At 42.1% G+C, this 12777-nt stretch carries 11 protein-coding genes; 7 read left to right on the forward strand and 4 right to left on the reverse strand.

Annotated elements, in window-relative coordinates; all coding sequences use genetic code 11:
- Positions 1-57: 57 nt before the first annotated feature.
- The 4 genes from RQ973_RS06835 to RQ973_RS06850 are packed head-to-tail and all read right to left on the reverse strand — an operon-like array spanning position 58 to position 4771.
- On the reverse strand, positions 58-1911 hold the full coding sequence (locus RQ973_RS06835) for a proline--tRNA ligase (RefSeq protein ID WP_311523318.1): 1854 nt from the start codon (positions 1909-1911) through the stop codon (positions 58-60).
- A gap of 17 nt (positions 1912-1928) precedes the next feature.
- Entirely contained in the window at positions 1929-3185 is a 1257-nt protein-coding gene (gene rseP, locus RQ973_RS06840) for an RIP metalloprotease RseP (RefSeq protein WP_311523319.1), read from the reverse strand.
- 21 nt (positions 3186-3206) lie between these two features.
- Complete coding sequence (locus tag RQ973_RS06845) at positions 3207-4010, reverse strand: phosphatidate cytidylyltransferase (protein ID WP_223140452.1); 804 nt, start codon at positions 4008-4010, stop codon at positions 3207-3209.
- An 8-nt stretch (positions 4011-4018) separates the two neighbouring features.
- Complete coding sequence (locus RQ973_RS06850; protein WP_311523320.1) at positions 4019-4771, reverse strand: isoprenyl transferase; 753 nt, start codon at positions 4769-4771, stop codon at positions 4019-4021.
- A 215-nt stretch (positions 4772-4986) separates the two neighbouring features.
- Here RQ973_RS06850 and RQ973_RS06855 point away from each other — a divergent pair, with 215 nt between their 5' ends.
- From RQ973_RS06855 to RQ973_RS06885, 7 genes are all read left to right on the forward strand, one after another.
- Positions 4987-5382, forward strand: a complete 396-nt coding sequence (locus tag RQ973_RS06855) for a helix-hairpin-helix domain-containing protein (protein ID WP_045762766.1) — start codon at positions 4987-4989, stop codon at positions 5380-5382.
- A 366-nt stretch (positions 5383-5748) separates the two neighbouring features.
- Positions 5749-6336, forward strand: coding sequence for a flavin reductase family protein (locus RQ973_RS06860; RefSeq protein WP_311523322.1), 588 nt, complete (start codon positions 5749-5751; stop codon positions 6334-6336).
- On the forward strand, positions 6314-6874 hold the full coding sequence (locus RQ973_RS06865; RefSeq protein ID WP_311523323.1) for a GNAT family protein: 561 nt from the start codon (positions 6314-6316) through the stop codon (positions 6872-6874). The genes RQ973_RS06860 and RQ973_RS06865 overlap by 23 nt, the downstream gene beginning before the upstream one ends.
- Complete coding sequence (locus RQ973_RS06870) at positions 6874-7452, forward strand: AAA family ATPase (protein ID WP_311523324.1); 579 nt, start codon at positions 6874-6876, stop codon at positions 7450-7452. Before RQ973_RS06865 ends, RQ973_RS06870 begins: the two co-directional genes overlap by 1 nt.
- Before the next feature lie 278 nt (positions 7453-7730).
- Entirely contained in the window at positions 7731-8972 is a 1242-nt protein-coding gene (locus RQ973_RS06875; RefSeq protein WP_311523325.1) for a hypothetical protein, read from the forward strand.
- A gap of 31 nt (positions 8973-9003) precedes the next feature.
- Entirely contained in the window at positions 9004-10005 is a 1002-nt protein-coding gene (locus tag RQ973_RS06880) for a virulence RhuM family protein (RefSeq protein ID WP_311523326.1), read from the forward strand.
- Between the two features lie 123 nt (positions 10006-10128).
- The gene (locus RQ973_RS06885; protein ID WP_311523328.1) at positions 10129-12777 is read left to right on the forward strand and encodes a valine--tRNA ligase; all 2649 of its coding nucleotides are present in this window, start codon (positions 10129-10131) and stop codon (positions 12775-12777) included.

Here is a 12777-nt window from a genome sequence, read left to right on the forward strand (position 1 = left end):
TCCTCTCCAGATGTTAGCTTTTTATTCAACCCACTACAGTTGACAGAGAGCCAGATTTTATTTATTTGTTAAGATTTCAAGGGTTTCAAGCAGGTTATCTGCATGAACTTCGATCGTATCCCCTGTCGCCTTGATCTTCACTTCTACAATCCCGTCAGCTGCTTTTTTACCAACAGTGATACGGATTGGAAGACCAATCAAGTCGCTATCGCTAAATTTAACACCGACACGTTCGTTACGGTCATCCGTCAAGACTTCGTAGCCTTTATTTACCAAGGCTTCTTCGATACGATTTGTCAATTCAAGACTTGCTTCGTCCTTGACATTAACTGGAATCAAGTGCACATCAAACGGAGCCAATTCTTTAGGGAAGTTGATTCCCCAAGCGTAACGGTATTCACCTTTAGGCGTTTTGTTAACAAAGAGACGAGCGTGTTGCTCCATAACTGCTGAAAGGAGACGGCTGACACCGATACCATAGCATCCCATGATAATTGGCACAGCACGACCATTTTCATCCAAGACATCTGCACCCATACTTGCTGAGTAACGAGTTCCGAGTTTAAAGATGTGACCAATTTCGATACCACGCGCAAAGTTGAGAATACCTTGTCCGTCTGGAGAAATTTCACCTTCACGAACTTCACGGATATCCACATACTCGGCAGTGAAGTCACGACCTGGGTTTACACCAGTCAAGTGGTAGCCATCTTCGTTGGCACCTACAACAGCATTGCGGCTATCTTGTACCTTGCGGTCAGCAATAATCTTAACATTTTCTGGAAGGTCTACTGGCCCAAGAGAACCAAAGTCAGCTCCCAACAATTCTTTCACTTCTGCCTCAGTTGCAGGTTCCAAGAAATCTGCTCCAAGGTAGTTTTTCAATTTGACTTCATTGAGTTGGTCATTGCCTACGAGTAGAGCCACAACTGGTTCCTCATCTGCGATATAAACCAAGGTCTTGATGGTTTGCTCTTCAGAAACATTCAAGAAAGCTGCCACTTCATCAATGGATTTGACACCTGGTGTTTCCACGCGAGCCACTTGATCTTCAGTCACAACACGATTGCTTGGTTTATACTCGTTGGTTGCCATTTCTAAGTTAGCTGCATAGCTTGATTCACTTGAGTAGGCAATGGTATCTTCACCAGAAACCATCCATTTGAGCAATTCTGCCTTGATTTCTTCTTGCACTTCTACAGGAATCTCATCAAATGATGCAACAGACTTGTCTAAAACCACCCAACGGTCAAGGTCTGTACGAGCAGGTGTGATGGCCATAAACTCTTGGCTATCCTTACCACCCATAGCTCCACCGTCACCGATGATAGCTTTGAAGTCCAAACCACTGCGAGTGAAGATACGCTCATAAGCTGCTTTATACTCATCATAAGTTACATCCAAGCTATCATAATTAGCGTGGAAGCTATAACCATCTTTCATGATGAATTCACGCGTACGAAGAAGTCCATTACGTGGACGTTTTTCATCACGGTACTTAGGCTGGATTTGGTACAAGTTCAGTGGTAATTGCTTGTAAGACTTGACAGAATCACGGACAATAGCTGTGAAAGTTTCTTCGTGAGTTGGACCCAAGATAAAGTCTGACTTCTCACGGTTTTTCAATTTGTACAAGTCCTCACCGTAGGTTTCATAACGGCCAGACTCACGCCAAAGGTCAGCACTGAGAAGGGCTGGAGCCAACATCTCAACCGCACCAATCTTGTCAAACTCTTGACGCATGATCTTCTTAGCTTTTTCGATAACACGGTTAGCAAGTGGTAGGTATGAGTAAACACCTGCTGATACTTGACGAACATAACCAGCACGCAACATAAGGGCGTGACTGATAACTTGAGCATCGCTTGGCATTTCGCGAAGCGTTGGGATAAGCATTTTACTTTGTTTCATAATGACTCCTCTATTTCTTAAAAGAAGGTTCGCATGATGTCATTCCAAGTTACGGCGATCATCAAAACGACCATAATGACAACTCCGACCAGAGTGACATAGGTTTCAATTTCTTGTTTTAGTGGTTTGCGGCGAATAGCTTCTAGGATGTTGAGCACGATTTTTCCACCATCTAGCGCAGGAATCGGAATCAAGTTGAAAATCCCGATATTGATGGAAATCATAGCCAAGAAGAACAAGACGTTTTCAAGACCATTCTTAGCAGCATCACTACTTGCCTTAAAGATAGCAACAGGACCGCCAAGCTTATTCAAATCTGGTTGGAAGATCAAGCTTTTCAAAGCATTGAGAATTCGCAAGGCTGAATCAGCCGCAGTTGTAAATCCACCCATAAACATAGACCAGATATCTGATTTGAGTCTCGGCTGGACACCCAAGATATAACGCCCTTGGCTTTCCTCAGGTGTCACACTCACTTGTTTTTCAGTGCCATTTTCAGAAACCGTCACATCCAAAACGGGCGCTGTTTTGTTCTTGGTTTCTGTATCAACCGCCTGGATCAGATCTGCCCAATTTGAAATCTCGTAACTGCCGACCTTAGTGATTTGGGCCGTATTTTCAACTCCAACCTTAGCCAAAGCGCTATCTGGAATAATACTGAAATTGTTCGTTTGCGTATCACGAACACCGCCTTGCATGAAAATCAAAATCCAGAAAACGATGACTCCTAGGATAAAGTTATTCATAGGACCTGCAAAGTTGGTAATCAATTTGCCCCAGACAGTCGCATTTTGATATTGGACGTCTAAGGGAGCGATACGAACTTCCGTTCCATCAGCTTCCACAATGGTCGCATCATGGTCTACTGAGAAAGTCTTTTCCTCTTCTAAGACCAAGCCTCTAATAAAGAGTTTATCCTCAAAATCAAACTGAGTGACCTGCATAGGCAGAGCTGTCTGGTCAACCTTTTTACCAGAGAGATTGATGCGTTTGACCTTACCATCCTCTGCCAATGTTAGGCTTGCAGGAGTTCCAGTCTTAATTTCTGTCGTATCTTCACCCCAACCTGCCATCCGAACGTAACCACCAAGTGGCAGGAGACGAATGGTATAAGCAGTTCCATCTTTTCCGATGTGGGCAAAGATTTTGGGGCCCATACCGATGGCAAACTCACGAACCAAAATCCCAGATTTCTTAGCAAAGTAAAAATGTCCGAATTCGTGAACCACTACGATAATCCCAAAGACCAGGATAAATGTTAGTAATCCTATCATTTAATTTCTATTTACCTTTCCTTAAAATAAGCCAAAGAGGTGCATAATAGGGAAGACAGCCAGCATGCAATCAAAACGATCCAATACCCCACCATGACCTGGGATAAACTTGCCTGAGTCTTTGACACCAAAGTGACGTTTCATAGCACTTTCGATCAAATCCCCCAACTGACCAGCTATACTAAAGAAAATAGCAAAAACCATCATTTTGTAAATCCCATAAGGTAAAGCAACAGTACTATCAACTAGCATAAAAATCAAAGTCACTAGCATAGCAGCCAAGATACCCCCCATAGCACCCTCTATGGTCTTGTTAGGGGAAACTCTCGGAGCTAGTTTTCTCTTACCAAACTTCATCCCTACCAGATAAGCACCACTATCGGTTGCCCAGACCATACACAGTCCCAAAAGCGCCTTATCCAAACCTGCAATACGAGCATCGACCAAAGCATTAAAACCAAAGCCAACATAAAAACTCATGGCAATCGGAAAAACAGCATCCTCAATAGTATAGTTCTTGCTGAAGACTGTTGCCCCTAGTAAAATCAGTATCACGACACTATAAGCAACAACGTTCCCATCCACAGGCAAAAACTTCAGGTAGTTTTCCAAAGGAATAGTCAGAAAAAAGGTTGCTAGTAAAGTCAAGAGTCCTTCAGGCGTCATGGTATTTAACCCCTTCATACGAAGCAACTCATGGACTCCCAACATAGCCACAATCCCCATGGCAATCTGGAGCCATAAGCCACCAATCGCCAAGATTGGGATAAAGATAGCCAAGGCCAAGACAGCAAAAAGGGTTCTCTTTTGTAAATCCTGTATCATAATATCTCCTAAACTCCTCCAAAGCGACGGTTGCGACGATTGTACTCGATGATAGCTTCTTTCAAGGCTTCCTCATCAAAGTCAGGCCACAAGACATCCGTGAAATAGAGCTCGCTATAAGCAGCCTGCCAAGGCAAGAAATTACTCAAACGAAGTTCACCGCTGGTCCGAATAATTAAGTCAGGATCCCGCAAGACTTTTGGCAAATGTCCCGTAAAGAGGTATTCCCCAATCAACTCCTCGGTGATATCACCAGGATTGATCTTAGCATCTAAAACATCCTGTGCAATCAACTTGACTGCTTGTGTAATCTCAGCTCGTCCACCATAATTAAGGGCAAAATTGAGAATCAATCCTGTATTTAACTTAGTCAGCTCTTCTGCCTTTTTAAGAGCATCAAAAGTCTGCTTCGGCAAACGATCAGTCTCCCCAATCATTTGAATCTTCATGTTCTTCTGATGTAATTCAGGAACAAACTTATCATAGAATTCAACTGGCAGGTTCATGATAAATTTGACTTCCTGATCTGGACGGGTCCAGTTTTCAGTTGAAAAGGCATAGACTGTCAAGGCTTTGACGCCCATATCACTAGCAGCAATAGCTACCTTTCTCAAAGCATCCATCCCAGCCTTATGGCCAAAGACTCGTGGCTGCATCCGTTTTTTAGCCCAACGGCCATTCCCATCCATGATCACACCGATGTGGTCTGGCACCATTGTGGGGGATTCTGTAGCTTTATCTTTTTTAAAAAATCCAAACATGATTGTATTCCTATTCAAAAATCTATCGTTTCATTATACCATATTTTTCATTTTTCTTCTATTATTGTCTATCATTCTACGGCGAAATTTCCCATATATCTCCTATATTTCCAGTATATCAAGCCTTGCAATTCCTAAAGAAAGTTGATACAATAAAACCATAGAGATTCGATCCTTGTTCAGCCACAGGGATTTTTTATTGAAAGGATTTTATCATGTCAAAGACACTCCAACGTAAAAAACAATTGAGAAACAGCCTACGTCGCTCAGGTGCATTTTCAAGCACTGTAAACAAGGTTGTCGAAGAAACAAAAAAAGTTGTAAAACATGCTGAAAAAGCGGCAAGTGATGCAGGTAAAGCTGTCTCTAAAAAGGTTGAAAAAACTGTAGAAGCAACCAAAGAGCAAGCTCAAAAAGTTGCTACTTCTGTAGAAGATTTCGCAGCAAACCTAGGGGGACTTTCAGTTGACCGCGCTAAGACTTTCTACGATGAAGGGATCAAGTCTGCTGCTGACTTCAAAAACTGGACAGAAAAAGAACTACTTGCCTTGAAAGGAATTGGTCCCGCTACCATCAAGAAATTAAAAGAAAACGGCATCAAGTTCAAGTAATCTTTCTTGTTCCTTGCTTTTCCGTCAAAAACTTGTTAAAATAAAGCCATTAGAGGTGTTTTGAGTCCCACATTTTACAGAAAGTGGCGGTGCTGAGAAGTCCACAAATGTGTCAAAACTGGTTGCTAATGGATGAAATTAAAAATTGAAATATAAATCTTTTTGTTTCCTTTTAGGACTAGACAGCTCGTCTTGCTGTACTCAAGTACGGCAAGACGAGCTAACGACGTCATAAAAGTGAAACAAGAAGATTAAAGATGCGGGCATGGCCCGAAATTGGGTGGTACCGCGGATTAACACATTCGTCCCTGTCAGATTGATGGCAGGGACGATTTTTCTTTTCCCCCCTAGCTAAAGGAGGTTGTCATGAAACAATCTTTTAACACCAGTAAACTCTACTATGGTTTTCCTATCTTCATCTTGGGCTATAAGGACCAGAACTTTGGATACAATATCACAACCTGTAGCTCCTCTTATAGTCTGGGAGATTGGCTGGTCATCGGTGTTGGTGCTGAGGAAAATGCAGCCGACCAGATTAAGCATTATCGACAGTTCAGCGTGAACATCCCTGACGAAAACCTCATGCTTGAGATGGAGCAGGCTGGCTTTATCAGCCATCGGGAGAAATTGAAACACCTGGGACTTGACTATGAGATTTCTGAACGAACTCAGGCACCGATTTTAGAGGCTTGTCCAGTCGTTTTGGATTGTCAGGTAGATCAGATTATCGAGGAAGATGGCATCTGCCATATCTTTGCTAAGATTATTGAGCGACTTGCTGATCCAGAGCTCTTAGATGACAAGGGCCATTTTAAAAATGACCACTTTGCGCCAACTTACTTTATGGGGGACGCCCATCAGCGCGTTTACCGTTATCTAAATGACCGAGTCGATCCTATGGGGAGCTTCATTAAGAAAGCGAGGCAGAAAAATGACAAGAGCAGCATTACCTGAACGAATCGAAACTGAGCGACTGGTCTTACGAGTCCGTACAGTTGCGGATGTAGAGGATATCTTTGACTATGCTAGTCGTCCAGAAGTTTCTTACCCAGCAGGTTTTCCACCTGTCAAGACCTTGGAAGATGAGATTTATTACCTAGAACATATCCTTCCCGAGCGTAATCAAAAGGATAATCTCCCAGCAGGCTACGGAATTATCGTTAAAAGAACCGATACAATCATTGGTTCTGTCGATTTCCCCCGTCGCTACGAAGACGATGTACTGGAGATTGGCTATATCTTGCACCCAGACTATTGGGGACGAGGTTATGTTCCCGAAGCAGCGCGTGCCTTGATTGATTTAGCTTTTAAAGAACTAAACCTACACAAGATTGAACTGTCTTGCTTTGGTTACAACCTTCAAAGTCAACGAGTCGCTGAGAAACTTGGCTTCACCCTCGAAGCTCGCATAAGAGACCGCAAGGATGCCCAAGGCAATCGCTGCGATGATTTGAGATACGGCTTGCTGAAGAGTGAGTGGGAGGTGATTTGATGCATTTTTTCATCATTGGTGCCCCAGCTTCAGGAAAAATGACGATTGGTCAAGAACTATCTCGACTGACGGATTCTACCCTCTTTTATAACCATCAAGCCATCGATTTTGCACTGGAAATCTATCAGGACTATACAGAGGAAATGTGGGAATTTGTTCGTGGAATGACCTTTTCTTTCCTTGGAGCTAGCGCTAGAAATCAGCGATATGTGATTTTAACAGACGTGATTGATTTTTCAAATCAGTACCAGCTGATCTATTTGAAACAAATTCAGGATTTGTTGAATGACTATCATCAAGAGATTCTTTTTGTTGAATTGGAAACAAGCCTTGAAGAGCGCTTACGTCGAAATCGAACGGAGAATCGATTAAAGCACAAACCCTTAAAACGACATATTGAGGTATCTGAAAGAGAAATTTTAGAAACCACTGAAACACTTCAATTAAATTCCCAACATCAACCGAATGAGTTGCACCACTACTTTAAAATAAATAATACGAATTTGTCTGCAGGAGAAGCTGCTAAGCAGATTCAAAATAAGATGAAAATAATAGAAAAAGGACAAACACATGTCTAAACAGCTTCCGCCTAAACACACTCCATCCTAGGTTGAAGTTGAACATTCCCAAAAAGGCTTCATGAAGACGTTCTCAAGACTCAAGAAGTTCAAAAGTCTCAATCTTTTTCGTTCGTGATTCCCACCACCCAATGTAACTGGAAAAACTCCACCTTGCTTACGCTTAGGGCACAACCTTCAAAATCAACGAATCGCTGAGAAAGTGGTTTTTCCCATTAATGCTTGTATCTGGCAGTCGAGATAGGACCTATTGAAGAATGAGTTAGAGGAGAAAATAGATGGCTAAAAAGAAAAATAGAAAAAAAGAATTAAAACGCCAGCAAAAGTTGGATATCAAAGTTATTTCTGAAGAAGAGGCTGCTTGGACAGAAATCATGGCCAAAAATCCAACTTTTGTAGAACGTCGGACCATTCAAAACTTCGATGAACTACATACAGCAGTGATGCAATATGCTGATGAACACGGAGAGTATCCAGATGTTCAGCTAATCAATTACCAACTGAAAAATAGGACTTTTGATTGGAATCAGGATCATGCTTTATTTAGAGAAGCTATGCATACTCCGAATACACAGAAGCGAAATAAACTGTTAAAGCAAGTTTTAAAAATCAATCCAGATTATTTTGCTGCTGATTTTCATTTATTCTTATCAGAAGTTGAAGATTTTGATTTGTCAACTTTTAAAAAAGTATTGGATTTTGAAGTTCTAGTTTTAGAAAAATGGAAAATGAACGGATACAATAGTTGGAATTATTTTGAAGCCCGCCCTATCCTGTCTGCTCTCATGTTTCTGATTGAATATTATATGACGGAGAACTTAAATTCTAAGGCTATAGAATTGATTGACCTATATTTGAGTAAGCGACCAGAACGTTTTCCTCCTAATTTTGTCTTCTGTATGCTTTCCTTGTATCATATTACTGGTCAGGAACTAAAGGTTGAGCGTTTCTACCGCGAAGAATTAAATAAAGGGAAACGGGACGATACCATTCTTATTCATGCCATCATCTCTGCTTTTTCTCAAGGAAAAATTGAGGAAGCTAGTCAGCTATTTGCAAAATTAGTGGAAATCAATGATGAAGCTGTTGAATTCTTTATAGAGGAAGATTGGCAATTCAAAGTTATAGATATCGAAGACCAAGAATGCTATTGTCCAAATTCAATTGAATCGCTACAAGCTAGTTTGTATCCTCTATTTGATTATTTACTAGAAAATATTATTTTAACAAAATTTCTAACAAACGAAGCCAAGAAGTTCCGTCGTAAACCAGTATTTTCGAATCATTCCAGTATGATAAAAACTTTATCCGAGGTAAACGACTGGTACTCCTTTATGAGCGAGGAAAAAATGAAGGGAATCCGGATGGATCTTGTTCACATCTTTGTTGAAAATGGGATTCGTAGGTCTACAGATTTCAAAAAATGGACCGAAAAAGAAGTTCTCGCTTTGAAGGGAATTGGTCCCGCTACCGTTCAAAAACTGAAAGAAAACGGTATACAGTTTAAGAACGAGAAGTAATTGTTTATGGAAGGGAGGAGGTGGAATTGGCTTGAATGAAATTTCTAATTTCATCCTGTATACTACACCCAATGGCGACGTTCAGCTAGATATCCTTTTACAAGATGAAAATCTTTGGTTAACTCAAAAAGGTCTTGCGGAGCTCTTTGGAGTTGAACGAAGTGTCATTACAAAGCACTTGAAAAACATTTATGATAGTGGTGAGTTAGATAAGGTGTCAACTTGTGCAAAATTTGCACAGGTTCAACAAGAGGGCAATAGAACTGTCCGGCGTGAACTTGAATATTACAATCTGGATGCTATCATTTCAGTTGGTTATCGTGTAAATTCCAGCAAGGCTACTCAATTTAGAATTTGGGCAACCAAGACCTTGAAAGAGTTTATCATCAAAGGTTTTGTTTTAGATGATGAACGCTTGAAACAAGGACAGACAGTTTTCGGACAAGATTATTTCCGTGAACTTTTAGAACGGATTCGTTCTATTCGCTCTAGCGAACGCCGAATCTATCAACAAATTACGGATATCTTTGCTGAATGTGCCATAGATTATGATCGAAACTCAGATATTACTAAAAACTTCTATGCTATGGTGCAAAATAAATTTCATTACGCAATTACTGGAAGTACGGCTGCAGAAATTATCTATCAGCAAGCCGATGCTAGTAAAGAAAAAATGGGATTAACTACTTGGAAACATGCACCTGATGGACGAGTTCTCAAATCAGATGTAACTATAGCCAAAAATTATTTGCAAGAAAAAGAAATTCGACAACTAGAGCGAACTGTTACAGCCTATTTTGATTATATCGAGAGTTTGGTTGAGCGCCGTAATACTTTTACGATGCGAGGATTGGCAGATAGTATTGATCGTTTTCTATCTTTTAATGAATATGAAATCTTAGAAGGAAAAGGAAGTCTTTCCAAGAAACAAGCAGACTCAAAAGCTATCCAGGAGTATGAAAAATTTAACCGAACTCAAAAAATCATATCAGACTTTGATAAACATATTACGAAGATAATGAGAGAAAGTTAATGTAAAATTTTTCACCGTTTCTTTGCTTATAGAAGATAATGATAAAAACAAGATGAGTTGAATCAAAGCCTATCTTCTACATACTAATTTTATTTCAAGATATAAACTAGAAAGGACACACACATGTCTAAAGAACTTTCACCTAAATACAATCCAGCCGAGGTTGAGGCTGGTCGTTACCAAAAATGGCTTGACGAGGATGTTTTCAAGCCTTCAGGCGATAAGAAGGCTAAGCCATACTCTATCGTCATTCCACCACCAAACGTGACTGGTAAACTCCACCTCGGTCACGCTTGGGATACAACTTTGCAAGATATCATCATCCGTCAAAAACGTATGCAAGGTTTTGATACGCTTTGGCTTCCAGGGATGGACCACGCGGGGATTGCGACTCAGGCTAAGGTTGAGGAGCGCTTGCGTGGTGAGGGCATCAGCCGTTACGACCTCGGCCGTGAGAAATTCCTCGAGAAAGTCTGGGAATGGAAAGACGAATATGCCACTACTATCAAGGAACAATGGGGCAAGATGGGCCTCTCTGTAGACTACTCTCGTGAGCGTTTCACGCTTGACGAAGGTTTGTCAAAAGCGGTTCGCAAGGTCTTTGTGGACCTTTACAAGAAAGGCTGGATCTACCGTGGTGAGTTTATCATCAACTGGGATCCAGCAGCTCGCACAGCCCTTTCTGATATCGAGGTTATCCATAAGGATGTCGAAGGTGCCTTCTACCATATGAACTACATGTTAGAAGACGGTTCACGCGCCCTTGAAGTTGCGACAACTCGTCCTGAGACCATGTTTGGGGACGTTGCGGTTGCGGTTAATCCAGAAGACCCACGCTACAAGGACTTGATTGGTAAAAACGTCATCCTTCCAATCGCTAATAAATTGATTCCAATCGTTGGGGACGAGCACGCAGACCCTGAGTTTGGTACTGGTGTCGTGAAAATCACGCCTGCCCACGATCCAAACGACTTCTTGGTTGGTCAACGCCATAACTTGCCACAAGTCAACGTCATGAACGATGACGGAACCATGAACGACTTGGCCTTCGAATTTGCAGGTATGGATCGTTTCGAAGCTCGTAAGGCAGTCGTTGCTAAGTTGGAAGAAATCGGTACCCTCGTTAAAATCGAAAAACGTGTCCACAGTGTTGGTCACTCAGAACGTACAGGTGTTGTGGTTGAGCCACGCTTGTCTACTCAATGGTTCGTTAAGATGGACCAATTGGCTAAGAATGCTATTGCCAATCAAGACACAGAGGACAAGGTAGAATTCTACCCACCTCGTTTCAACGATACCTTCCTCCAATGGATGGAAAATGTCCACGACTGGGTAATCTCTCGTCAGCTCTGGTGGGGTCACCAAATCCCTGCTTGGTACAATGCTGAGGGTGAAATGTACGTCGGTGAAGAAGCTCCTGAAGGCGACGGATGGACTCAGGACGAAGACGTCTTGGATACTTGGTTCAGTTCTGCCCTTTGGCCATTCTCAACTATGGGCTGGCCTGATGTCGACTCAGAAGACTTCAAACGTTACTTCCCAACGTCAACCTTGGTAACAGGTTACGATATCATCTTCTTCTGGGTGTCTCGTATGATCTTCCAATCCTTGGAATTCACTGGCCGTCAGCCATTCCAAAATGTGCTTATCCACGGTCTCATTCGTGACGAGCAAGGACGTAAGATGTCTAAATCTCTCGGGAACGGGATTGACCCTATGGATGTCATCGAGAAATACGGTGCCGATGCCCTTCGTTGGTTCCTTTCGAACGGTTCTGCACCAGGCCAAGACGTGCGCTTCTCTTACGAGAAAATGGATGCTTCATGGAACTTCATCAACAAGATCTGGAACATCTCTCGCTACATCCTCATGAACAATGAAGGCTTGACCCTCGAGCAAGCAACTGCCAATGTCGAAAAAGTTGTCAACAAGGAAGCTGGAAATGTCACAGACCGCTGGATTCTCCACAACCTCAATGAAACTATAGGAAAAGCTACTGCCAACTTTGATAAGTTTGAGTTTGGTGTAGCTGGACACATCCTTTATAACTTCATCTGGGACGAGTTTGCGGACTGGTACGTTGAGTTGACCAAGGAAGTCCTTTATAGCGATAACGAAGAAGAGAAAGTCATCACACGTTCTGTTCTCCTCTATACTTTGGACAAGATCCTTCGTCTCCTTCACCCAATCATGCCATTCGTGACAGAGGAAATCTTTGGACAAATCTCAGAAGGATCTATCGTTACAGCGGAATATCCAACTGTTAACCCAGCCTTTGAAGACCTCGCAGCCCACACTGGTGTCGAAAGCCTCAAAGACTTGATCCGTGCTGTTCGTAATGCGCGTGCAGAAGTAAACGTTGCACCAAGCAAGCCTATCACCATCCTTGTTAAGACCAGCGATAGCGACTTGGAAGCCTTCTTTAACAGCAATGTCAACTACATCAAACGCTTCACAAATCCAGAACACTTGGAAATCGCATCAAACATCCCTGCACCTGAACTCGCTATGTCAAGCGTCATCACAGGAGCAGAAATCTACTTGCCACTGGCAGACCTCCTCAATGTCGAAGAAGAACTCGCTCGTCTCGATAAGGAACTGGCTAAATGGCAAAAAGAACTGGATATGGTCGGCAAGAAGCTCTCTAATGAACGCTTCGTAGCTAATGCCAAACCAGAAGTCGTCCAAAAAGAACGCGACAAACAAGCCGACTACCAAGCTAAATACGACGCGACCGTAGCACGTATTGATGAGATGAAGAAGATAGGATAA

Source organism: uncultured Streptococcus sp., assembly GCF_963511325.1.
GTDB lineage: Bacteria > Bacillota > Bacilli > Lactobacillales > Streptococcaceae > Streptococcus.

Coding starts and splice junctions, on each gene's coding strand:
- RQ973_RS06835 (WP_311523318.1), bottom strand. CDS start 1,911: ATGAAACAAAGTAAAATGCTTATCCCAACGCTTCGCGAAATGCCAAGC.
- rseP (WP_311523319.1), bottom strand. CDS start 3,185: ATGATAGGATTACTAACATTTATCCTGGTCTTTGGGATTATCGTAGTG.
- RQ973_RS06845 (WP_223140452.1), bottom strand. CDS start 4,010: ATGATACAGGATTTACAAAAGAGAACCCTTTTTGCTGTCTTGGCCTTG.
- RQ973_RS06850 (WP_311523320.1), bottom strand. CDS start 4,771: ATGTTTGGATTTTTTAAAAAAGATAAAGCTACAGAATCCCCCACAATG.
- RQ973_RS06855 (WP_045762766.1), top strand. CDS start 4,987: ATGTCAAAGACACTCCAACGTAAAAAACAATTGAGAAACAGCCTACGT.
- RQ973_RS06860 (WP_311523322.1), top strand. CDS start 5,749: ATGAAACAATCTTTTAACACCAGTAAACTCTACTATGGTTTTCCTATC.
- RQ973_RS06865 (WP_311523323.1), top strand. CDS start 6,314: ATGACAAGAGCAGCATTACCTGAACGAATCGAAACTGAGCGACTGGTC.
- RQ973_RS06870 (WP_311523324.1), top strand. CDS start 6,874: ATGCATTTTTTCATCATTGGTGCCCCAGCTTCAGGAAAAATGACGATT.
- RQ973_RS06875 (WP_311523325.1), top strand. CDS start 7,731: ATGGCTAAAAAGAAAAATAGAAAAAAAGAATTAAAACGCCAGCAAAAG.
- RQ973_RS06885 (WP_311523328.1), top strand. CDS start 10,129: ATGTCTAAAGAACTTTCACCTAAATACAATCCAGCCGAGGTTGAGGCT.